Annotated in this window: 20 protein-coding genes; 11 read left to right on the top strand and 9 right to left on the bottom strand. The window is 60.4% G+C overall.

From position 1 onward, the window contains the following. Nucleotides 1-23 precede the first annotated feature (23 nt). From mtlD to MHZ97_RS14425, 3 genes are all read left to right on the top strand, one after another. Nucleotides 24-1172, top strand: coding sequence for a mannitol-1-phosphate 5-dehydrogenase (gene mtlD, locus MHZ97_RS14415; RefSeq protein WP_239315507.1), 1149 nt, complete (start codon nucleotides 24-26; stop codon nucleotides 1170-1172). Between the two features lie 82 nt (nucleotides 1173-1254). After that, nucleotides 1255-1788 (top strand): MltR family transcriptional regulator, encoded by a 534-nt coding sequence (locus tag MHZ97_RS14420; protein ID WP_103797149.1) that lies wholly within the window; start codon nucleotides 1255-1257, stop codon nucleotides 1786-1788. Between the two features lie 87 nt (nucleotides 1789-1875). Further along, nucleotides 1876-2238 (top strand): YibL family ribosome-associated protein, encoded by a 363-nt coding sequence (locus tag MHZ97_RS14425; protein WP_103797148.1) that lies wholly within the window; start codon nucleotides 1876-1878, stop codon nucleotides 2236-2238. Nucleotides 2239-2246: 8 nt separating this feature from the next. Here MHZ97_RS14425 and MHZ97_RS14430 read toward each other — a convergent pair whose 3' ends face one another. The 3 genes from MHZ97_RS14430 to fdhD form a co-directional block, all read right to left on the bottom strand. Next, complete coding sequence (locus MHZ97_RS14430) at nucleotides 2247-3209, bottom strand: VirK/YbjX family protein (RefSeq protein ID WP_239315508.1); 963 nt, start codon at nucleotides 3207-3209, stop codon at nucleotides 2247-2249. A gap of 183 nt (nucleotides 3210-3392) precedes the next feature. Continuing rightward, a complete protein-coding gene (sodA, locus tag MHZ97_RS14435; RefSeq protein WP_033755547.1) occupies nucleotides 3393-4010 on the bottom strand; it encodes a superoxide dismutase [Mn] in 618 nt (205 codons plus the stop codon). A 184-nt stretch (nucleotides 4011-4194) separates the two neighbouring features. After that, complete coding sequence (gene fdhD, locus MHZ97_RS14440; protein WP_239315522.1) at nucleotides 4195-4959, bottom strand: formate dehydrogenase accessory sulfurtransferase FdhD; 765 nt, start codon at nucleotides 4957-4959, stop codon at nucleotides 4195-4197. A gap of 454 nt (nucleotides 4960-5413) precedes the next feature. Between fdhD and fdnG the strand changes: the two genes are divergently transcribed. The 7 genes from fdnG to MHZ97_RS14475 all read left to right on the top strand — a co-directional run bounded on the left by fdnG (nucleotide 5414) and on the right by MHZ97_RS14475 (nucleotide 12375). Then, nucleotides 5414-8464, top strand: coding sequence for a formate dehydrogenase-N subunit alpha (gene fdnG / locus MHZ97_RS14445; protein ID WP_239315509.1), 3051 nt, complete (start codon nucleotides 5414-5416; stop codon nucleotides 8462-8464). A gap of 12 nt (nucleotides 8465-8476) precedes the next feature. Then, the gene (fdxH, locus tag MHZ97_RS14450) at nucleotides 8477-9361 is read left to right on the top strand and encodes a formate dehydrogenase subunit beta (RefSeq protein WP_239315510.1); all 885 of its coding nucleotides are present in this window, start codon (nucleotides 8477-8479) and stop codon (nucleotides 9359-9361) included. After that, nucleotides 9358-9999, top strand: coding sequence for a formate dehydrogenase cytochrome b556 subunit (gene fdoI / locus MHZ97_RS14455; RefSeq protein ID WP_239315511.1), 642 nt, complete (start codon nucleotides 9358-9360; stop codon nucleotides 9997-9999). Before fdxH ends, fdoI begins: the two co-directional genes overlap by 4 nt. Beyond that, nucleotides 9999-10925 carry a formate dehydrogenase accessory protein FdhE gene (gene fdhE / locus MHZ97_RS14460; RefSeq protein ID WP_103797142.1) on the top strand — a complete coding sequence of 309 codons (927 nt, stop codon included), beginning with the start codon at nucleotides 9999-10001 and terminating at the stop codon, nucleotides 10923-10925. Before fdoI ends, fdhE begins: the two co-directional genes overlap by 1 nt. A gap of 28 nt (nucleotides 10926-10953) precedes the next feature. Beyond that, nucleotides 10954-11565, top strand: coding sequence for a glutathione S-transferase (locus MHZ97_RS14465; protein WP_239315512.1), 612 nt, complete (start codon nucleotides 10954-10956; stop codon nucleotides 11563-11565). A 104-nt stretch (nucleotides 11566-11669) separates the two neighbouring features. Next, on the top strand, nucleotides 11670-12056 hold the full coding sequence (locus MHZ97_RS14470) for a type II toxin-antitoxin system RelE/ParE family toxin (RefSeq protein ID WP_239315513.1): 387 nt from the start codon (nucleotides 11670-11672) through the stop codon (nucleotides 12054-12056). Continuing rightward, entirely contained in the window at nucleotides 12049-12375 is a 327-nt protein-coding gene (locus MHZ97_RS14475; protein ID WP_239315514.1) for a DNA-binding transcriptional regulator, read from the top strand. The genes MHZ97_RS14470 and MHZ97_RS14475 overlap by 8 nt, the downstream gene beginning before the upstream one ends. A gap of 71 nt (nucleotides 12376-12446) precedes the next feature. Here MHZ97_RS14475 and glyS read toward each other — a convergent pair whose 3' ends face one another. Together glyS and glyQ are read right to left on the bottom strand one after the other, a co-directional pair. Beyond that, nucleotides 12447-14516 (bottom strand): glycine--tRNA ligase subunit beta, encoded by a 2070-nt coding sequence (gene glyS / locus MHZ97_RS14480; protein WP_239315515.1) that lies wholly within the window; start codon nucleotides 14514-14516, stop codon nucleotides 12447-12449. 9 nt (nucleotides 14517-14525) lie between these two features. Then, nucleotides 14526-15437, bottom strand: coding sequence for a glycine--tRNA ligase subunit alpha (glyQ, locus tag MHZ97_RS14485; RefSeq protein ID WP_239315516.1), 912 nt, complete (start codon nucleotides 15435-15437; stop codon nucleotides 14526-14528). A 192-nt stretch (nucleotides 15438-15629) separates the two neighbouring features. Between glyQ and MHZ97_RS14490 the strand changes: the two genes are divergently transcribed. Further along, nucleotides 15630-16625 carry an acyltransferase gene (locus tag MHZ97_RS14490; protein ID WP_103797137.1) on the top strand — a complete coding sequence of 332 codons (996 nt, stop codon included), beginning with the start codon at nucleotides 15630-15632 and terminating at the stop codon, nucleotides 16623-16625. Here the strand turns inward: MHZ97_RS14490 and MHZ97_RS14495 are convergent. The 4 genes from MHZ97_RS14495 to xylA all read right to left on the bottom strand — a co-directional run bounded on the left by MHZ97_RS14495 (nucleotide 16610) and on the right by xylA (nucleotide 20985). Beyond that, nucleotides 16610-17545: a GlxA family transcriptional regulator gene (locus tag MHZ97_RS14495; RefSeq protein ID WP_239315517.1), complete on the bottom strand. Its 936-nt coding sequence runs from the start codon at nucleotides 17543-17545 to the stop codon at nucleotides 16610-16612. The genes MHZ97_RS14490 and MHZ97_RS14495 overlap by 16 nt on opposite strands. 17 nt (nucleotides 17546-17562) lie before the next feature. Continuing rightward, a complete protein-coding gene (locus MHZ97_RS14500) occupies nucleotides 17563-18102 on the bottom strand; it encodes a cysteine hydrolase family protein (protein ID WP_239315518.1) in 540 nt (179 codons plus the stop codon). Between the two features lie 99 nt (nucleotides 18103-18201). After that, nucleotides 18202-19644, bottom strand: coding sequence for a xylulokinase (gene xylB, locus MHZ97_RS14505; protein ID WP_239315519.1), 1443 nt, complete (start codon nucleotides 19642-19644; stop codon nucleotides 18202-18204). An 18-nt stretch (nucleotides 19645-19662) separates the two neighbouring features. After that, nucleotides 19663-20985: a xylose isomerase gene (gene xylA, locus MHZ97_RS14510; RefSeq protein WP_103797133.1), complete on the bottom strand. Its 1323-nt coding sequence runs from the start codon at nucleotides 20983-20985 to the stop codon at nucleotides 19663-19665. Nucleotides 20986-21285: the final 300 nt, after the last annotated feature.

Below are 21285 nucleotides of genomic sequence, written 5' to 3' on the forward strand. Positions count from 1 at the left end.
GTCATTTGATATGGGTCAATATTATGAAAGCGTTACATTTTGGAGCAGGTAACATCGGTCGCGGCTTTATTGGCAAGCTGCTGGCGGATGCAGGCATTGAACTGGTGTTTGCCGATGTTAACCAGGTGGTGCTGGATGCACTGAACGCGCGTCATGAATATCCAGTACATGTGGTTGGCGAGCAGGCGAAAGTGGAAATTGTAAAGGGCGTCAGCGCCGTCAACAGCACCAGCGACGACATTATCGCGCTGGTAGCGGAGGTCGATCTGGTGACCACCGCCGTTGGTCCGCAGATCCTGGAGCGCATCGCGGGCAGCGTAGCGAAAGGCCTGACGAAACGCCATGACGAAGGTAACGATCGTCCGCTCAATATTATTGCCTGTGAAAACATGGTGCGCGGCACCAGCCAGCTGAAGCAGCACGTGCTGAAAGCGCTGCCGGAGCAGCATCACGCCTGGGTCGAGCAGCACGTCGGCTTCGTCGACTCCGCCGTAGACCGCATCGTGCCGCCATCCGAAGCGGGCAGCAACGATCCGCTGGAGGTGACCGTGGAAACCTTTAGCGAGTGGATTGTCGATAAAACCCAGTTTAAAGGCGAGCTGCCCACCGTTGCAGGCATGGAGCTTACCGACAATCTGATGGCGTTCGTCGAGCGCAAGCTCTTCACCCTGAACACCGGCCACGCGATCACCGCCTATCTCGGCCAGCTTGCCGGGCATCAGACCATTCGCGACGCCATCCTGGATGAGAAAATCCGCGCGGTGGTCAAGGGAGCGATGGAGGAGAGCGGCGCGGTGCTGATCAAGCGTTACGGCTTCGACGCCGACAAGCATGCCGCCTATATCGAGAAAATCCTCGGCCGCTTCGAAAATCCTTACCTGAAAGATGATGTAGAGCGCGTGGGCCGCCAGCCGCTGCGTAAGCTGAGCGCGGGCGATCGCCTGATCAAACCGACGCTGGGCACGCTGGAGTATCAGCTGCCGAACGCCCATCTGGTGCAGGGCATTGCCGCTGCGATGCACTACCGCAGCGCGCAGGACCCGCAGGCGCAGGAGCTGGAAGCGCTGATTAACGAGAAAGGCCCGCAGGCGGCGCTAGCGCAGGTATCCGGTCTGGATGCCGACAGCGATGTTGTCGCGGCGGCGGTCAGCGCGTATAACGCAATGGCCTGACAGGCGCGTGTCAGTCACGCACAAGCGGTACGGGCGCGGCGACGCTGCGCCCGTTGACGGGATAAGAATTCTGCAGGCGACAATGGAAGAGAAGCAAGCTTTTGAAAACCGGGTGCTTGAGCGCCTGAACGCCGGACGTTCGGTGAGAAGCTTTCTGATCGCTGCCGTCGAGCTGTTGGCCGAAGCGGTCAATCTGCTGGTGCTGCAGGTGTTTCGCAAGGATGACTACGCGGTGAAGTATGCGGTTGAGCCGCTGCTGCTGGGCGACGGCCCGCTCGGCGAACTGCCGGTGCGCCTTAAGCTTATCTATGGTTTGGGCGTCATCAGCCGCCATGAGTATGAAGATTGCGAGCTACTGCTGGCGCTGCGCGAAGAGCTGAACCACGATCGCGGCGACTATCGCTTTACCGACGATGAGATCCTCGGCCCCTTTGGCGAGCTGCACTGCGTGGCCGCCTGGCCGCCGAAACCCGATTTTCATCCCGACGATGCCGAGCTGCGCGCCATGCAGCAGCAGCGCTATCTGCAAATGGTGCGCTCGACCATGGTGCTCTCTCTGACCGAGCTGATCTCGCGCATTAGCCTGAAACAGGCGTTCAAACGTCCCGGCGCCTGAGCTTCAGGCGCCCTCCTCGCTCGCCGCGCGCGAATTTGCGCCGCTTTTCGTGTATCCTTTGCCTGTTTTCCACAACGAGTTTTCGCCATGAAAGAGCAAGAAAAAGCCGAGATTAAACGTCTGAGCGATCAGCTGGACGCCCTGAATCGTAAAGAGCCGCAGCTGCTGGAAGCGGGCGACGCCGAGAAGCTGGGCGCGCTGCTGAAAGAAAAAGAGAAGCTGGTGACCGAAATCGAACGCCTGCGCGACAAGCGCGACGACAAGCTGAGCAAAGAGGCGCAGAAGCTGATGGCGCTGCCGTTCAGCCGTGAGATCACCAAAAAAGAGCAGGCCGATATGGGCACGCTGAAGAAGAGCGTGCGTGGCCTGGTGGTGGTGCATCCCATGACCGCGCTGGGCCGCGAAATGGGCCTGAAAGTGATGACCGGCTTCGCGAAGAAGCCGTTCTGAGTGCGGGATCAGGCGGCCGCCTGATCCTCTCCGCGCTGGCCGACGGCAGCTGACACCTGCTGCGCCAGCGCATCAAGCAGTTCATAACGTCGACGATATTCCGCACGCTTTTTACTGGCGATCTCCTCCAGCGCTTTACGCGGCAGGCTGAGCGGCAGCTGATAGAGCGCGTCTTTACGCGCCTCGCCGCCCAGCGATGTCCAGAACTCGCTATAGCTGGCAAAGAAGTAATCGCTTTTGCTGTGGCGATAGCGCAGGCTGCGGAACACGTGTGTGGTATCGCCTACGGCGATAATCTTCTCCGCCGCACAGCGCTGCGCCAGCATACAGACCACCTCCATAACCAGGCGTTTGGGAAATAGCCCGTGCGCCGCTTTCGTCGCCTCGCGGATCACCTCGTTAGAGATATGTTTACGCGGCCCCTGCAGGCCGCCGATCAGCACAGTGGGCACGCCAGCCTCCAGGATCAGCGAAAAAGAGAGCGAGGCGATAACCTCCTGCTGATAGCGCAGCACCAGCGTAATTTCCCCTTCGCGATCGAAACGGCCCGGGCAGCAAAAAAGCTCGAACGTCTCGCCGTTTTTTCCGCTCAGGGTCGCCAGTAAATTATCGCCGGGGCTTTGCAGCAGCTGACGCAGCCGGCCGTTTTGCAACGTGGCGATGAGCTGATAGTGATCAAGGATCGCCTGCGCGCGCGCCGCCACGCTGAACCCGGCGCGCAAATAGGGACGGTGCAGCTTGGCGGGTAATAACCCCTGCACGCTCATTACCTGATGTAAATCGGGCAGGCGCGACAGCTGGTGTAAATAGCGCAGCGTTGTGACGGGAAACGCCAGCGTTCGCAACGCGAACTTCAGGCGGAATTGTTTACTCAACCACAGTTTATCAGGAATATATTTTCCGCTGATGAGCTGAAAAAACAGCGAAGCAGATGATTCGGCGGCCGGTGTAGATGTAGTTATAATAGACATAATATTACATTCTCTGGTGGAATGTTATTTAGCCTACCTGCGTGAAATTCAACGGAAGGTTAATGTCCTGAAAGGTTAAAAGCCAGCTGCGCGCATGTTTAGCTGCGGTTTAATTACCGCTGTTTTAGCCATAAAAAAACCGGCGAATCGCTTCGCCGGTTTTAGCTTTATTAACGGAACAACTTATTTAGCAGAAGCGAAACGCGCTGCGGCTTCGTCCCAGTTCACCACGTTCCAGAACGCCTTGATGTAGTCAGGGCGTTTGTTCTGATACTTCAGGTAGTAAGCGTGCTCCCAGACGTCCAGGCCCAGGATCGGGTAGCCTGACGCGCCGGAGATCGCTTCGCCCATCAGCGGGTTGTCCTGGTTAGCGGTAGAGACCACGGCCAGTTTGTCGCCTTTTTTCACCAGCCACGCCCAGCCTGAACCAAAGCGGGTAGCGGCGGCTTTCTCAAACTCTTCCTGGAATTTCTCAACGCTGCCGAAATCTTTTTCGATAGCCGCTTTCAGGTCACCCTGCAGCGTGGTACCGGTTTTCAGGCCTTTCCAGAACAGGCTGTGGTTAGCGTGACCGCCGGCGTTGTTGCGCAGCACGGTTTTTTTGTCTGCCGGAACCTGATCCAGTTTGGTAATCAGCTCGTCAACCGGCAGGTCAGCGAATTCGGTCCCTTCCAGCGCGGCGTTAGCGTTGTTAACGTAGGTCTGGTGGTGTTTGGTGTGATGGATTTCCATCGTCTGCTTGTCGAAGTGCGGTTCCAGTGCGTCGTATGCGTAAGGCAGGGATGGCAGTGAATAACTCATGTTCTTCCTCTCCATTTCATATTTGGGCGGCGCCGCCTGATGGCGTGCCGCGTAAGCAGTCGAACCATTATAGTTAAATTCATGATCCGGAAAAGGGTAATCAATGCCCCATTAAAGATAAGGAATTTACAAATCCGTTATAAACAAACTGTTGTTTTTACAGACCGCTGGCGCTAAACGCGCCTTAGCGCAGCCGCTGCGGATGGGTATAGACGGTGGCGCGTCCCGGCTTGCTGAAGCCGACCAGCGTAAGGTTGCAGCGCTCCGCCACCTCGACGGCCAGGCGGGTCGCCGCCGAGACGGCGAACAGGATCTCGACGCCGCACATCGCGGATTTCTGCACCATCTCATAGCTGGCGCGGCTGGAGACCAGCACCGCGCCGTCGCCCCACGCCGCGCGGCTGCGGTAGCCAAGCAGCTTATCCAGCGCGACGTGGCGACCCACATCTTCGCAGCCGCCCGCCAGATCCCCATCCGGACGCAGCCAGGCCGCCGCGTGGGTGCAGCCGGTTTGCTGACCGACCGGCTGAAAACCCTTTAGCTGGCTCAGGCCGCGATCCAGCTGCGCCAGCTCAAAGGTCTGGGTAAAAGGCAGCGGCTGCACCGGCTTGCCGATCTGCTCCAGCTGCTCGACGCCGCATACGCCGCAGCCCGTGCGTCCCGCCAGCGCGCGCCGCTGCTCTTTTAGCGCCATAAAACGTCGGCTGGAAAGTTCGATCTGCACCTCAATGCCGTTACAGCCCGGCACCACGTCGAGACCAAAAATATCGCCCGGCGCGTCGATAATGCCTTCCGACAGGGAAAAGCCGATGGCGAACGCCTCCAGATCTTTCGGCGTGGTCATCATCACCACGTGGGAGATGCCGTTATAGACCAGGGCGACCGGCACTTCATCCGCCAGCCAGTCGGGCTGCGCCACGCTCAGGTCGGCGCGCTGCCATACCGGCATTTCGCTGACGCCGGTCTGAGTTGTTAAATTTTCGCCGGGGATTTGCGGGATAACGTTCAAGGAGTACGACCTGTTGTTAACAAGAGATTAAATTTTGCGCAGCCGCGAGGGCGGCCAGCCGCGCGGTTAAGTTTGCCCTGTTGTCACCGGCAGCGCAAAAAAACCGCTATACAAATTATGCGGTGAAAAGATAACCGATGGCGCTACGGCGCGCTTTAGCGAGATAAATGAGAATGATTTTCCGTTGCGCTTAACCTCGCGTTTATTTGAGAAAGGCGCGTTTTCCCGTCGCCTGAAACAGCACGCGCTACGCTGGCCGCTCTTCAAACAAATTTAAACAGAATTTAAAAAAGGCATTACTAAAAGCTAACTTATTGACCTTTATCAAATAAGACGCAGACAGGATTGTTATTTTGCATAGCTTCGCAATGGAGCCAATAAAGAAGAAAGATAAATGCAAATTACCAGACGGAGTTTTTTTAAGATCTGCGCTGGCGGAATGGCGGGCACCAGCGCGGCGCTGCTGGGCTTCGCACCGGAATCCGCGCTGGCCGGTATCAGGGAATATAAGCTCGTACGCGCCAGAGAGACCCGCAATAACTGCACTTACTGTTCCGTCGGCTGCGGCATGCTGATCTACAGCCTTGGCGACGGCGCCAAAAACGCCAGCGCCGCTATCTACCATATCGAAGGCGATCCCGATCATCCGGTCAGCCGCGGCTCGCTCTGCCCGAAAGGCGCGGGGGTACTCGACTATATTCACAGCGACCAGCGGCTGAAATATCCGGAGTACCGCGCGCCGGGCAGCGACAAGTGGCAGCGCATCAGCTGGCAGGAGGCGTTTGAGCGCATCGCCCGCCTGATGAAGCAGGATCGCGACGCCCACTTCCAGCAAACCAACGCCGCCGGCGTCACGGTCAACCGCTGGCCGACCACCGCCATGTTCTGCTCGTCCGCCGCCAGCAATGAAACCGGGCTGCTCGACCATAAATTTGCCCGCGCGCTCGGCATCGTTGCGCTGGAGAACCAGGCGCGGCTGTGCCACGGCCCCACGGTCGCCGCGCTGGCGCCCAGCTTCGGCCGCGGCGCAATGACCAACAGCTGGAACGACATCAGGAACGCCAACGTGGTGTTGATTATGGGCGGCAATCCGGCGGAAGCGCACCCGGTCGGCTTTAAATGGGTGATCGAGGCGAAGACGCGCAACAACGCGCAGGTTATCGTCGTGGATCCGCGCTTTAACCGTTCGGCGTCGGTAGCCGATCTCTATGCGCCGGTGCGCGCGGGCAGCGACGTGGTGTTCCTGATGGGCGTCATTCACTATCTGCTGCAGAACAACCAGATTCAGCAGCCCTACGTGCGCGCCTTCACCAACGCCGCGCTGATCGTCAGCGAGAGCTATAGCTTTGAAGAGGGGCTGTTCAGCGGCTACGATGCGGAGACGCGCCAGTACGACCGCACCAGCTGGCGCTATGAGCTGGATGAGAACGGTCATGCGCGCCGCGACGACAGCTTTAGCCATCCGCGCTGCGTGCTTAATCTGCTCAAAGCGCACGCCAGCCGCTACACGCCGGAAATGGTGGAACGTCTGTGCGGCACCCCGCGTGAGACCTTTCTCACTATCTGCCGCCAGCTGGCGAGCACCAGCGCCCCCAACCGCACCGCCACTATCCTCTACGCGCTGGGCTGGACGCACCATACCAACGGCTCGCAGATTATCCGCACCGCGGCGATGATCCAGCTGCTGCTGGGCAATATCGGCATGCCGGGCGGCGGCATTAACGCGCTGCGCGGCCACTCCAACGTACAGGGCTATACCGATCTCGGCCTGCTGTCGCAAAGTTTACCGGGCTATCTGCCGCTGCCGTCGGAGAAGATGGCGACGCTGGCGGACTATCTGCAAAAAGCGACGCCTGCCGCATCGCTGCCGGGCCAGGTCAACTACTGGCAAAACACCGATAAGTTCTTTATCAGCCTGATGAAGAGCTTTTACGGCGACAGCGCCACGGCGGACAACCAGTGGGGCTACGACTGGCTGCCCAAATGGGACAAGAGCTACGACTGCATGGCGCAGGCGGAGATGATGGAGCAGGGCGAAATAAACGGTGCCCTTGTTCAGGGCTTTAACCTGCTCGCCGCCTTCCCCGACAAGAACAAAGCCTGTCGCGCCCTCTCGCGCCTGAAGTATATGGTGGTGATCGATCCGCTCAGCACCGAAACCGCCAGCTTCTGGCAGCCTCACGGCGAATTCAACGACGTCGATCCCGCGAAGATTGCGACCGAGGTGTTCCGCCTGCCCTCTTCCTGCTTCGCCGAAGAGAACGGCTCGGTCGCCAACTCGTCGCGCTGGCTGCAGTGGCACTGGGCCGCCGCCGAGCCGCCGGGCGAGGCGCTGCACGACGGCAGAATCCTCGGCAATCTCTTTTTGCGCCTGCGCGAACTCTACCGCCAGGAGGGCGGCGTCGCGCCAGAGCCGCTGCTGGCGATGCGCTGGGACTACAGCAACCCCGCCGATCCGTCGCCGGAAGAGGTGGCGCAGGAGAGCAACGGCCGCGCGCTGCAGGACATTTACGACGCCAGCGGCAAGCTGCTGCTGAAAAAAGGCCAGCAGCTTAACTCCTTCGCCGAACTGCGCAACGACGGCAGCACCGCCAGCGCCTGCTGGATCTATGCCGGCAGCTGGACGCCGCAGGGCAACCAGATGGCGCGTCGCGACAACGCCGATCCCTCCGGGCTGGGCGCGGTTTCCGGCTGGGCCTGGGCGTGGCCGGCGAACCGCCGCATTCTCTATAACCGCGCCTCCGCCGACGAACAGGGCAAAGCCTGGGATCCGAATCGTCGCCTGATCGAGTGGGACGGCCAGCGCTGGCAGGGTATCGACGTGCCGGACTATCCGCTGACGCTGGCGCCGCAGCAGCAGGCGGGCCCCTTTATCATGCAGCCGGATGGCCTGGGCCATCTCTTCGCCCTCGACAAAATGGCCGACGGGCCATTCCCCGAGCACTACGAGCCGATGGAGAGCCCGCTGGGCGCCAATCCACTGCATCCGCAGCAGAGCCACAGCCCGGTGGCGCGCCTCTTTGCGCGCGACGCCGCGCTGCTGGGCGAAGTGGCCGACTATCCCTGCGTCGCCACCACCTACTCCATTACCGAGCTGTTCCGCCACTGGACGAAACACGCCCTGCTGAACGCGATCGCGCAGCCGGAGCAGTTTGTGGAGATTGGCGCAGAGCTGGCGGCGGAGAAAGGCATCAAAGCGGGCGACAGCGTCAGGGTCTCTTCCCGCCGCGGCTATATCAAAGCCAAAGCGGTGGTGACGCGGCGCCTGCAGCGTCTGCACATTGACGGCAAGCCGGTCGATACCGTCGGCATTCCCTGCCACTGGGGCTTTGAAGGCGCGACGCGCAAAGGCTTCCTCGCCAACACGCTGACGCCGTCAGTGGGGGATGCCAACTCGCAAACGCCGGAATACAAAGGATTTTTAGTAAAAGTGGAAAAGGCGTAACGGAGAACGAACATGGCTTACCCCACACAGGACATTATTCGTCGCTCCGCGACCAGCTCGCTCACGCCCGCGCCGCAGGCGCGCGATCATCGACAGCAGGTCGCCAAGCTGATCGACGTCACCACCTGTATCGGCTGTAAAGGCTGTCAGGTCGCCTGCTCGGAGTGGAACGATATCCGCGCCGAGGTTGGACACAATATCGGCGTGTACGACAACCCGACCGATCTCGACGCCAAAGCCTGGACGGTGATGCGCTTCTCGGAGGTTGAGGAGAATGGCCGGCTGGAATGGCTGATCCGCAAGGATGGCTGTATGCACTGCGCCGATCCCGGCTGTTTAAAAGCCTGCCCGTCGGCGGGCGCTATCGTGCAGTACGCCAATGGCATCGTCGACTTTCAGTCTGAGCACTGCATCGGCTGCGGCTACTGCATCGCCGGATGCCCGTTTAACGTGCCGCGCATCAGCCAGGAGGACAACCGCGCCTATAAGTGCACGCTCTGCGTCGATCGGGTCAGTGTCGGTCAGGAACCCGCCTGCGTCAAAACCTGCCCGACCGGCGCGATCCACTTCGGCAGCAAAGAGGAGATGCAGCAGCTGGCGGCAGAGCGCGTCGCCGATCTCAAATCGCGCGGCTTCGAAAACGCCGGTCTTTACGATCCGGCAGGCGTCGGCGGCACCCATGTGATGTATGTGCTGCACCACGCTAATAAGCCGCAGCTCTACCACGGGCTGCCGGAAAACCCCAGCATCAGTTCGACAGTGACCTTCTGGAAAGGCGTCTGGAAACCGCTGGCGGCGATAGGCTTCGCCGCCACCTTTGCCGCATCGGTGTTCCACTATGTCGGCGTAGGCCCGAATCGGGTCGATGAGGAGCAGCATAAGGAGGAGGAAGAGTGAAAAAAGGCGAGCGCATCATACGCTACCGCGCGGCGGAGCGTATCAATCACTGGATTGTTGCCATCTGTTTTGTGCTGCTGGCGTTCAGCGGGCTGGGCTTTCTGTTCCCCTCGTTCAACTGGCTGATGAATGTGCTGGGCACGCCGCAGCTGGCGCGTATCCTGCATCCTTTTATCGGCGTAACCATGTTTGCTGCCTTTATGCGGATGTTTTTCCGCTACTGGCATCATAATCTGGTGAACAGAGAGGACCTGCTGTGGGCGCGCAACATTCACAAAATTGCCCTTAATGAAGAGGTCGGCGATACGGGCCGCTATAATTTTGGCCAGAAGTGTGTGTTCTGGGCTGCTATCATCAGCTTAGTGCTGCTGCTGCTTAGCGGCGTGGTAATCTGGCGTCCCTGGTTCGCCGGCGCCTTCAGCATCCCGCTGATCCGCGCGGCGCTGCTGGTGCACTCTCTCTCCGCCGTGGGCCTGATCGTCGTGATTATGGTGCACATCTATGCGGCGCTGTGGGTTAAAGGGACCATTACGGCGATGGTCGAAGGCTGGGTAAGCCCCGCATGGGCGAAAAAGCACCATCCTCGCTGGTATCGCGAGCAGCGTAACCGCTCAATACAACAGGAAAAACGCCTCTGATGAGTATTCGCATCATCCCGCAAGACCAGCTGGAGAAGAGCGAAAAAAACACGGCGGATACCATTCCGCCGTTACTTTTTCCACGGCTGAAGAACCTTTATAGCCGCCGCGCTGCGCGACTGCGCGATCTGGCGGCTAAAAATCCGCTGGGCGACTATTTGCGTTTCGCCGCCAAGATCGCCCAGGCGCAGGAGATCGTGCTGTATGACCATCCGCTGCACCGGGATCTTCACGATCGCCTGGTGCAGAGCGCCGCCGAGGGCAAGCCGCCGCTCGACATTCACAGCCTGCCGCGCGACGCGCACTGGCAGCGGCTGCTGCATTCGCTGATCGCCGAGCTAAAGCCGGAGATGACCGGCCAGGCGCTGGCGGTGCTGGAAAACCTGGAAAAAACCGCCGCAGGCGAACTGGAAACCCTGGCCAGCGCGCTGCTGGCGGGCGAGTTCGCACTGGTCAGCAGCGACAAAGCGCCCTTTATCTGGGCGGCGCTGTCGGTTTACTGGGCGCAGATGGCGGCGCTGATCCCGGGCAAAGCGCGCGCCGAATATGGCGAGCATCGCCAGTTCTGCCCCGTATGCGCCAGCATGCCGGTGGCGAGCGTGGTGCATCTCGGCACGCAGCAGGGCCTGCGCTATCTGCACTGCAACCTGTGCGAAAGCGAGTGGTATGTGGCGCGCAGCAAGTGCAGCAACTGCGAACAGACGCGCGACCTGCACTACTGGTCGCTGGACAGCGAGCATGCGGCGGTAAAAGCGGAGAGCTGCGGCGACTGCGGTACCTATCTGAAGATGCTTTATCAGGAAAAGGATCCGGCGCTGGAGCCGGTAGCGGACGACCTCGCCTCGCTGGTGCTGGATGCGCGCATGGAGCAGGAAGGCTTTTCACGCAGCAGCCTGAACCCTTTTCTTTTTCCGGATGAGAGCTAACTACACCTTTTAACGGCGGAGGAGTGCGATGAAACTGATCGGCAGCTATACCAGCCCTTTTGTACGGAAGATATCTGTCATGCTGCTGGAGAAAGGCATCGTATTCGAATTTGTTAACGATGCGCCTTACAGCCCCGACAGCCAGGTTTCGCACCACAATCCGCTGGGCAAGGTGCCGACGCTGATTGACGACAGCCAGCAGGCCTGGTTTGACTCCTCGATTATCGCACAGTATCTGGAGCTGCGCGGCGATGCGCCCGCGCTGCTGCCGGAGGACGCCTGTCTGGCGCTGCATATTCGGCAGACCGAGCGGCTGGCGGACGGGGTCAGCGACTGCGCCAGCGTTATCGTACGCGAGAAGCTGCGCGCGCCGGAGCAGCAGTCCGCCGAGGTGCTGACGCGCAACCGGGAGAAGATCCTGCGCGGGCTGGATAAGCTGGAAGCCATAGCGGCGGAAGGGCGTTTGCTGAATAACGGCACGCTCAATCTTGCCGATATCGCGGTGGGCTGCACCATCGGCTATATCAACTTTCGCCACGTCGTGCCCAACTGGTGCGTGGATCGCCCGGCGCTGGTGAAGCTGGCGGAGCATCTGTTTCAGCGCGAGAGTTTTGCGCGTACCGCGCCGCCTGCTGCGTAACGGTCGGGATGCTGCGCCCCTTGCCATCTGCCATACTGAGGACTATAGTACAGAGTAAAAATTAAGCAGCGCCAGGAGCGGCGAACAACCAGACGGAGTTGGTTATGTCGATCTTTGTTTTAAAACCCTTTGACCGAAATCTTAAGCGATACAGCATCTCTGAAGAGAAGTTGTTTAGCGCAGCGCGAGAGATAATGGCCGGTCAGTATGAAGCTGACCTTGGCGGCGGCGTATTCAAAAAACGAATCGCGCTGGATGCGGGCAAGAGCGGTGGCGCGCGCAGCGTTATCATTTTCAAATATGGCGGAAACCTCTTTTTTGTGAATGGCTGGAGTAAAAGCGATATTAAAAAGCATGGTGGAAAAGAGATTGCCGCAGACGATCTTGCGGCATACCGAATATTAGCGAAGCAGCTACTCGCCATGTCCAGAACAGAGGTAGATAAGGCGTTAGCCGCCGGTATTATGCGGGAGTTAAAGTGCGATGATTGATCATTTGAAAGACCTGCAGGAAATTGCCCACGACTTTAACCAGATTGGCGTTGTTTCCGATGAAACAGTTGAACATCTCGATGCGCGTCTCAGACTGCGCGAGCTACGCGATAAACTGCCTGCGGTAGAAGAGATGAACGGGCAAGCGATTAAAACGCTGCGGGCCAGATTTAATCTCAGCCAGGCCATGCTGGCTGCTTATATCAATATGTCTGTGGTTACAATTTCAAAGTGGGAGCGTGACGAGAAAAAGCCCAACGGCGCAGCGCTGCTTTTATTAAATGCGATTAACCGTAAAGGGCCTGATATTTTAATTTAATCGCGCTTACGCAGCATAGCTATAAAAAGGGCGACATAGTGTCGCCCTTTTGCCATCTTAAATTTTAACTATTACTGCAGCAGCGAAATATCCGCAACCTGCAGGAACAGCTCGCGCAGCTTCGCCAGCAGCGTCAGACGGTTGATGCGCACGTCGGCGTCGTCGGCGTTAACCATCACCTTGTCGAAGAAGTTATCGACGGCCTCGCGCAGCTGCGCCAGTTCGATCAGCGCATCCTGGTAGCGGCCATCTGCGAAGTAGGGCTGCAGCTTATCGCCGAGCGCGGTCACGAAGGTCGCCAGCTGGATCTCTTCATTCTCCTTCAGCAGCGACGCCTGCACGCTGTCGTTCAGCGTTTCGGTCGATTTCGCCAGGATATTAGAGACGCGCTTGTTCGCTGCCGCCAGCGCCGCCGCTTCGTCGAGGGTGCGGAAGTGCGATACCGCCTTCATACGTGCGTCGAAGTCAGCCGGACGGGTCGGACGACGCGCCAGCACCGCCTGCAGCGTATCGACGCTGTGGCCCTCTTCCTGATACCAGCTGCGGAAGCGACCCAGCATAAAGTCGATAACGTCATCGACCACGTTGCCGTTGCTCAGCTTGCTGCCGTACAGGCGCACCGCCTCTTCCGTCAGGGTCTGCAGATCGAGCGGCAGGTTCTTCTCAACGATAATACGCAGCACGCCCAGCGCGGCGCGGCGCAGCGCAAACGGGTCTTTATCGCCTTTCGGATGCTGGCCGATGCCGAATATGCCCGCAAGGGTATCCATCTTGTCGGCGATTGCCAGCGCGCAGGCCACCGGGTTAGAGGGCAGATCGTCGCCGGCGTAGCGCGGCTGATACTGCTCGTTGAGCGCGACCGCCACATCTTCGGCTTCGCCGTCGTGACGCGCGTAGTGCATGCCCATCACGCCCTGGGTGTCGGTAAACTCAAACACCATATTGGTCATCAGGTCGCACTTGGAGAGCAGGCCGGCGCGCGTCGCATGATTAACGTCGGCACCGATCTGCGCGGCGATCCAGCCTGCCAGCGCCTGAATGCGATCGGTTTTGTCGCGCAGCGTGCCAAGCTCTTTCTGGAACAGCACGGTTTCAAGGCGCGGCAGGTGATCTTCCAGACGCTTTTTGCGGTCGGTGTTAAAGAAGAATTCGGCATCCGCCAGACGCGGGCGCACCACCTTCTCATTACCGGCGATAATCTGCTGCGGATCGCTCGATTCGATATTGGTGACAAAAATAAAGTTCGGCAGCAGCTTGCCCGCGTCGTCATAGACCGGGAAATATTTCTGATCGCCCTTCATGGTGTAGACCAGCGCTTCCGCCGGCACCTTGAGGAACTTCTCTTCGAAGGTCGCGGTCAGCACCACCGGCCACTCCACCAGCGAGGTGACCTCTTCCAGCAGGCTGTCACTCAGGTCGGCATTGCCGCCCAGCTGGCGCGCAGCGGCTTCGGCATCAGCTTTGATCTGCGCCTTACGCACCGCGTAGTCGGCGATCACTTTGCCGCGCGTTTCCAGGATATCGGGATACTGGTCGGCGTGATCGATGGTGAACTCAGGCTCGCCCATAAAACGATGGCCGCGAATGGTGCGCCCTGACTCAATGCCGAGGATGGTCGCCGGGATCAGCTCGTCGCCCAGCAGCAGCGTCACGGTGTGTACCGGACGGACAAACTGCACGTCGCTCGCGCCCCAGCGCATCAGTTTCGGGATCGGCAGCTTGCCGAGCGCGTTGGCTATCATGCCGGGCAGCAGCGACTGGGCGGACTCGCCTTTCACCTGCGCGCGATAAACCAGCCATTCGCCTTTGTCGGTGCTCAGGCGCTCAGCCTGATCGACGGTGATACCGTTGCCGCGCGCCCAGCCTTCCGCCGCTTTGGTCGGATTGCCGCTGGCGTCAAAGGCGGCAGAGACCGCCGGGCCGCGTTTTTCGACTTCGCGGTCGGGCTGCGCGGCGCTCAGGCTCGCCACTTTCAGCGCCAGACGGCGCGGTGCGGCGTACCAGCGCACGTCGCCGTGCGCCAGGCCGGCGCTGTCCAGCTCGGCGGTAACCTGCGCAGCAAAGGCTTCGGCCAGGCTGCGCAATGCTTTCGGCGGCAGCTCTTCGGTGCCGGTTTCCACCAGAAACGTTTTTTCAGTCATGGCTGCCTCTTACTCGTTGTTATTGCACATCGGGAAGCCCAGCGCCTCGCGGGAGGCGTAGTAGGCTTCAGCCACGGCTTTGGTCAGGGTGCGGATGCGCAGAATATAGCGCTGGCGCTCGGTCACGGAGATCGCCTTGCGCGCGTCCAGCAGGTTAAAGCTGTGCGCGGCTTTCAGAATGCGCTCATAGGCCGGCAGCGGCAGCGGTTTTTCCAGCGCCAGCAGCTGCTGCGCCTCTTTCTCATACTGCTCGAAGCAGGTAAAGAGGAAGTCGACGTCGGCGTATTCGAAGTTGTAGGTAGACTGCTCGACTTCGTTCTGATGGAAGACGTCGCCATAGGTGGTTTTACCCAGCGGGCCGTCGCTCCAGACCAGATCGTAAACGCTGTCAACGCCCTGGATATACATCGCCAGACGCTCAAGGCCGTAGGTGATTTCACCGGTCACCGGCTTGCACTCCAGGCCGCCCACCTGCTGGAAGTAGGTGAACTGCGTCACTTCCATGCCGTTAAGCCACACTTCCCAGCCGAGGCCCCACGCGCCGAGCGTCGGGTTTTCCCAGTTATCTTCCACGAAGCGGATATCATGCACGGTGGGATCGATGCCTAACTCTTTCAGCGATCCGAGATACAGCTCCTGAATGTTGTCCGGCGACGGCTTGATGATCACCTGGAACTGGTAATAGTGCTGTAAGCGGTTCGGGTTTTCGCCGTAGCGGCCGTCGGTTGGACGGCGCGAAGGCTGCACGTAGGCTGCGGCAATCGGCTCAGGTCCGAGTGCGCGCAGGCAGGTCATAGGGTGTGAAGTGCCAGCGCCCACTTCCATGTCCAGCGGCTGAACGATGGTGCAGCCCTGACGCGCCCAGTAATCCTGCAATGTCAGGATCAGGCCCTGAAAGGTTTTGGTATCAAACTTTTGCATGATGATTTCGCACGCGATTCGGGTAGATGAAAAAAGAGTGCGCCAGTATACCCTTTGACCGCGCGATGTGCAGCCGGAAATCCTGCCGGGCGCGGCCGCGCCAGACGGCTCCGAATCCTGCCGTGAAATGTTGTCGCGCGCATCGCGACTGTCTACCCTTCTTCGCACTATCGTGATGCGCAAGAGGACCCGATGTCGCACAAGATTTGCTGGATCGACAATTTACGCGCGGTCGCCTGTTTGATGGTGATCGTAATCCATACCACCACCTGGTATATCACCGGCCCGATGGCGGTGACCGGGCTCTGGTGGGATATCACCAACCTGCTTAATTCCGCGTCGCGCGTCTGCGTGCCGCTCTTTTTTATGATCTCCGGCTACCTGTTCTTCGGCGAGCGCAGCGCGCAGCCGCGCCATATGCTGCGGCTGGTGCTTTGCCTGCTGTTCTACAGCGCGGTGGCGCTGGCCTATATCACCTGGCTGACGCCCATCAGCGAAGGGCGCTCGCTGCTGAAGATGCTGCAGAAGCCGGTGTTTTATCATCTGTGGTTTTTCTTTGCGCTGATCGGCATCTATCTGCTGTCGCCGCTGATTCAGGTAAAAGCGGTGCAGGCGCGCTATGTGGCGCTGCTGGTGGTGGTGCTGGCGGTGCTGGCGAACCCAAATACCGTGGATCAGGCGGTGGGCCCCTTTCACTGGCTGCCGGTAAACCTCTACGTCAGCGGCGACAGTATCTATTATCTGCTCTATGCCCTGCTGGGACGCGCTATCGGCACCATGGAGACGGCAAAGCGCGGCGTGACACCGCTGGCGGCCGGGCTGTTCGCCGCCTGCGTTATCGGCATTACCTTCGGCACGAAACAGGCGCTGATTGCTAATGGCGCCTTCAACGACCGCTGGTATCTCTACTGCGGCCCGCTGGTGTTTATCGCCGCCATCAGCCTGCTGGTGCTGTTCAAGAACGCCCTGAACGCCCGCACGCTGCCGGTGCTCGGCACGCTTTCACGCTATTCCCTGCCGATTTACGGCTTTCACGCGCTGTTTATTCACTTCCTGCGCACCCGCCACTATGACGATATGTCGCGGCCGCTGCTGGATCTGCCCTGGGTGTTCGGCGTGACGCTGGCGGGCAGCCTGCTGCTGGCGATGGGCCTGCAGCGCCTCGACAGACGTCACTGGGTAAGCTGATCGCGCCAGCGATCGCGGGCGCGCCGCAGCTGGCGCGCTGAAGAAAATCCCGCCGCCAGCGCCGCTTTTTCCGCGCCTTCGCCCTGCTGCTGGCGCTGGCGCGCGATACCCAGCCGCAGCTGCTCGTGATAGTCGCGCACGCTGATACCCAGATGCTGACGAAACAGGCGCGCCAGATGACGGCTGCTGACGTGGACGCGTGCGGCGAGATCCTCCAGCGACCAGCCGTGCTCGGGATGGGCGATCATCGCGTCCTGTGCGCGATGTATCGCCGGATGGAGATGATTGCGGTAGCGCAGCCAGGGCGACAGCTGCGGATCGTCGCCGGAGCGGCGGAACCACACCACCATGTCGCGCGCCACCTCCAGCGCCGTCTGCGCGCCGCACAGCCGGTTAATCAGGTGCAGCGAAAGGTCGATTCCGGCGGTAATGCCTGCGCTGGTCCAGATATTGCCGTCGTCGACAAAGACGCGATTCTCTTTGACCTGCGCCGTCGGCGCGGCGGCTTTTAAGCGCGCCAGCACGTCGTGATGGGTGGTGCACTGCATGCCGTCGAGCAGGCCCGCCTGCGCCGCCAGCAACGCACCGGAACAGACGCAGATTAAGGTAAGCTGCTGCGCGCGCAGCCGTGGCTGCTGGCGCTGCAGCCAGCGGCGCGCGGCCTCGGCCTGCGGCGTCGAGAACCAGAGGGTAGAGTCACTGACCCCCGGCACCACCAGCAGGTTGTCGGGCGGCAGAGTCTCGGGCAGCGGCTCAATCCCGGCAAGGGTCATCTGCGTAGAGCTTAAAACCGATGCTTGCGGCCCGATATAACGCAGCGCGAAGCGATCCTCTCCCGCCAGCCGCAGCGTCTCGGCCGGCCCGGTCAGGTCGAGCGCCATTACACCGGGCAGAGTAAGAAACAGGACAGTTTGCGGCATCGCGCCACTCCTTGTTGTCAGACGCGCGCCAGGCACGCTTCCACGCTCACCACCTCGGCAAAGCGGTTGGCCAGCATGGTTTCGGTACGGTGAATCAGTTCGGCGCTGCTGAGCGTGATGCCGTTGTGGGTCATCGGGAAGGTCAGCGTCGCTTCGGAGACAAACAGTACCTTAAAACCGAGATCGGACGCCACGCGCGCGGTGGTTTCGCAGCACTGTTCGGTGCGGATGCCGCTGATAATCAGGGTATCGACTGCACGCGCCTGAAGCCAGGGCAGCAGCCCGGACTCCGTCAGCGCGTTGTGTACATGTTTATGCACGCTGAACGTCGCCGCATGCTGCAAAAAAGTCATGCGCTTCACCCAGCCGGACGCCAGCGAGAAGGGGCCCTGCGGCGCGACGTGAAATACATCCACAATCGGCATCCCTTTCGCCTGGCACCCTTCGATTAGCGCGCTGATATTGCGCTGAAACGCCGGAACATCCGCCTCCTGCCAGAAATCACGGTGTAAAAAAGATTGCTGAACATCGATCACCAACAGCGCTGCCTGTGCCATTTTCGGCCTCCTGGGAAATGAACTCAGGCCCATCATGACGGGCCTGACGCGCAGGAAGAAGGCCAAATCGGGACAAGATGGCGACAATACGGGACAGCGTTACTGCATCAGCGGGGCAAGCTGCGCGTAGAGGCGGGCAAAGGTATCACGCAGCGGCTGATAGCGCTGATAGCGCGCTGCATCGGGCTGATGGCGCTGCACCCGCGTCAGGGCAGGCAGCGTAGTCTGCGGCTCGATCGCCAGCTGCGCCAGCCGCGCCGCGCCCAGCGCCGGGCCGACCTCGCCCCCCTGACAGTAGTCGAGCGTCTGGCCGCTGATATCGGCCAGCATCTGACGCCACAGCGCGCTGCGCGCCCCGCCGCCGATCAGCATAATGCTGGAGGGCGTGACGCCGCACTCATGCACCGCGTCCATGCCCTGCGCCAGCGCGTAGCCAACGCCTTCCAGCACCGCGCGCGCCAGCTCAGGCCGACCATGCTGGTGCGTCAGGCCAAAGAAAACGCCCGTCGCCTTCGGGTTATTATGGGGCGTGCGTTCGCCGGAGAGATAGGGCAGAAACCAGAGCGGTGGCGCGCTGTCATCGGCGCGCTCCGCTTCCGCCAGCAGCTGCGGCACGTCGGCGCAGCCGGTCAGCGCCGCCGCCCAGTCGAGACAGGCGGCGGCGCTGAGAATAACCGACATCAGATGCCAGCGCTGCGGCAGCGCATGGCAGAAGCTGTGCACCGCACGCTGCGGATTGCTGAGGTAGCCGTCGCTGACCACGAAATAGACGCCGGAGGTGCCGAGCGACAGCATCCCCTGCCCCGGCTCGGTCATGCCGACCCCCACCGCGCCCGCGGCGTTATCGCCGCCGCCCGCCACCAGCGGCACCGCCGACATCCCCCAGCGCGCCGCGATTGCGTCACTCAGCACGCCGGTAACGGCGTTGCCTTCAAACAGCGCTGGCATATGGTCACGCGTCAGTCCGCAGGCGTCGAGCATCAGGTCGCTCCAGTCGCGGCGTGCCACGTCCAGCCACATCGTGCCTGCCGCATCGGAGAGGTCGCTGGCGAAGTCGCCGCTCAGCCGCCAGCGCAGGTAGTCTTTCGGCAGCAGCACCTTCGCCACCCGCTGAAAAATCTCTGGCTCATGCTGCCGCACCCACAGCAGTTTGGGCGCGGTAAAGCCGGGCATCATCAGGTTGCCGGTGATCTGGCGCGACGCGGGCACGCGCTGCTCTAATTCACGGCACTGTTCGCCGCTGCGCCCGTCGTTCCATAAAATGGCCGGACGCAGCACGCGATGCTCGCTGTCCAGCAGCGTCGCGCCGTGCATCTGGCCGCTCAGGCCGATAGCCTTTACCTCGCCGAGCGCATGCTGCTGCGCCAGCGCCTGCATCGCCTGGTCGGTCGCCAGCCACCAGCTTTCGGGATCCTGCTCGCTCCAGAGCGCGTGCGGGCGCGACACCTGCAGCGGCGCGCTGCTGACCGCCGCCACCTCACCCTGCGCATCCAGCAGCGCCACCTTGACCCCGGACGTGCCTAAATCGATCCCGATATACATGCCTTACTCCCGCTTATCTCAGAAATCATAAAGATAGTGGTTCACCAGGTTCTCCAGCTGCTCCTGGCGCCCGCTTTGATGCTGCGGATTGAACTGCTGCTGCTGAGCATGGGCCGCCAGCGAGGCGAGGGAAAACTCGCCCTTGAGGATCTGCTGGCCAAACTCACCGTTCCAGCCGCTGTAACGCTGCGCCACGCGCTGGTCCAGCTCGCCCGCCTCCACCATGCGCGCCGCGGCTTTAAGCGCCAGCGCCATGGTATCCATCGCGCCGATATGGCCGTAGAAGAGGTCATATTTGTCGGTGCTCTGGCGACGTACTTTGGCATCGAAGTTCAGGCCGCCGGTGGTGAAACCGCCCGCTTTAATAATTTCGTAGAGCACCAGCGCGTTCTCTTCGACGCTGATCGGGAACTGGTCGGTATCCCAGCCACACTGCACGTCACCGCGGTTGGCGTCCACCGAACCGAAAATGCCCAGCGCGATAGCGGTGGCGATCTCATGATGAAACGAGTGGCCCGCCAGCGTGGCGTGGTTCGCCTCGACGTTAACCTTGATCTCTTTCTCCAGCCCGAACTGCTTCAGAAAGCCGTAAACCGTTGCCACATCATAATCATACTGATGTTTAGTCGGCTCCTGCGGCTTCGGCTCGATTAGCAGCATGCCCTGGAAGCCGATTTTATGCTTGTGCTCTACCACCATCTGCATAAAGCGGCCAATCTGCTCGCGCTCCTGGCGCAGATCGGTATTCAGCAGGGTTTCATATCCTTCACGGCCGCCCCACAGCACGTAGTTTTCCCCGCCCAGCGTCTGCGTCGCCTGCATGGCGCTGCACACCTGGCTCGCCGCCCAGGCGAAGATCTCTGGATCGGGACTGGTCGCCGCGCCGGCGCCGTAGCGCGGATGGGTAAAACAGTTGGCGGTGCCCCACAGCAGCTTCACGCCGCTCTCCTGCTGTTTTTCCAGCAGCTTGTCGGTCATGACCGCGAAATTTTCCTGATAGCTGCGCAGCGAGTCCCCTTCCGGCGCGACGTCGACGTCATGAAAGCAGTAGTAAGGTACGTTCAGCTTGTGAAAGAACTCAAACGCCACGTCCGCCTTCAGCTTCGCCAGCTGCAGGGCGTCACCGCTCTTCTGCCACGGGCGGTCAAAGGCGCCAACGCCGAACATATCCGCGCCGTTCCAGCAGAAGGTGTGCCAGTAGCAGGCGGCGAAACGCAGGTGTTCGGCCATGGTTTTACCGAGGATCACCTCGTCAGGATTGTAGTGGCGAAAAGCCAGTGGATTAGTGCTCTTTATCCCTTCAAAACGAACGCGTTCGATCTGGTCGAAATAGGCGTGCATGTTTCGCTCCTTAGCGTGAAAATCCGGTCAGTTGGCCGTGTGTCCATATATTGCTGCCGCCTTTTCCGCTGGCTCAATTACGATATTTCACACCGCGCTTGAGATAATTAATATTTGTGCGCCCGTTCGCAAATTAATAACAACATCGCGCTCAGGCGCCCTCCGCTGCTCTTAAAAGCGTTAAATCTCGATCCCGCTCATAAAAACAGAAATAAACCAAAAAACGTAATCGCCGGATAAAAATCAGTAATTGATGTTGCCGGAAAGCCAGGACAACAATTCAAGCGCCTGGACCCATGC

Source organism: Pantoea sp. ACRSC (genome assembly GCF_022346785.1).
GTDB lineage: Bacteria > Pseudomonadota > Gammaproteobacteria > Enterobacterales > Enterobacteriaceae > Pantoea > Pantoea alvi.

What these genes read in the sequence shown, in the direction of transcription:
- mtlD (WP_239315507.1), top strand. Translation starts at nt 24, where the DNA reads ATGAAAGCGTTACATTTTGGAGCAGGTAACATCGGTCGCGGCTTTATT.
- MHZ97_RS14420 (WP_103797149.1), top strand. Translation starts at nt 1,255, where the DNA reads ATGGAAGAGAAGCAAGCTTTTGAAAACCGGGTGCTTGAGCGCCTGAAC.
- MHZ97_RS14425 (WP_103797148.1), top strand. Translation starts at nt 1,876, where the DNA reads ATGAAAGAGCAAGAAAAAGCCGAGATTAAACGTCTGAGCGATCAGCTG.
- MHZ97_RS14430 (WP_239315508.1), bottom strand. Translation starts at nt 3,209, where the DNA reads ATGTCTATTATAACTACATCTACACCGGCCGCCGAATCATCTGCTTCG.
- sodA (WP_033755547.1), bottom strand. Translation starts at nt 4,010, where the DNA reads ATGAGTTATTCACTGCCATCCCTGCCTTACGCATACGACGCACTGGAA.
- fdhD (WP_239315522.1), bottom strand. Translation starts at nt 4,959, where the DNA reads ATGCCGGTATGGCAGCGCGCCGACCTGAGCGTGGCGCAGCCCGACTGG.
- fdnG (WP_239315509.1), top strand. Translation starts at nt 5,414, where the DNA reads ATGCAAATTACCAGACGGAGTTTTTTTAAGATCTGCGCTGGCGGAATG.
- fdxH (WP_239315510.1), top strand. Translation starts at nt 8,477, where the DNA reads ATGGCTTACCCCACACAGGACATTATTCGTCGCTCCGCGACCAGCTCG.
- fdhE (WP_103797142.1), top strand. Translation starts at nt 9,999, where the DNA reads ATGAGTATTCGCATCATCCCGCAAGACCAGCTGGAGAAGAGCGAAAAA.
- MHZ97_RS14465 (WP_239315512.1), top strand. Translation starts at nt 10,954, where the DNA reads ATGAAACTGATCGGCAGCTATACCAGCCCTTTTGTACGGAAGATATCT.
- MHZ97_RS14470 (WP_239315513.1), top strand. Translation starts at nt 11,670, where the DNA reads ATGTCGATCTTTGTTTTAAAACCCTTTGACCGAAATCTTAAGCGATAC.
- MHZ97_RS14475 (WP_239315514.1), top strand. Translation starts at nt 12,049, where the DNA reads ATGATTGATCATTTGAAAGACCTGCAGGAAATTGCCCACGACTTTAAC.
- glyS (WP_239315515.1), bottom strand. Translation starts at nt 14,516, where the DNA reads ATGACTGAAAAAACGTTTCTGGTGGAAACCGGCACCGAAGAGCTGCCG.
- glyQ (WP_239315516.1), bottom strand. Translation starts at nt 15,437, where the DNA reads ATGCAAAAGTTTGATACCAAAACCTTTCAGGGCCTGATCCTGACATTG.
- MHZ97_RS14490 (WP_103797137.1), top strand. Translation starts at nt 15,630, where the DNA reads ATGTCGCACAAGATTTGCTGGATCGACAATTTACGCGCGGTCGCCTGT.
- MHZ97_RS14495 (WP_239315517.1), bottom strand. Translation starts at nt 17,545, where the DNA reads ATGCCGCAAACTGTCCTGTTTCTTACTCTGCCCGGTGTAATGGCGCTC.
- MHZ97_RS14500 (WP_239315518.1), bottom strand. Translation starts at nt 18,102, where the DNA reads ATGGCACAGGCAGCGCTGTTGGTGATCGATGTTCAGCAATCTTTTTTA.
- xylB (WP_239315519.1), bottom strand. Translation starts at nt 19,644, where the DNA reads ATGTATATCGGGATCGATTTAGGCACGTCCGGGGTCAAGGTGGCGCTG.
- xylA (WP_103797133.1), bottom strand. Translation starts at nt 20,985, where the DNA reads ATGCACGCCTATTTCGACCAGATCGAACGCGTTCGTTTTGAAGGGATA.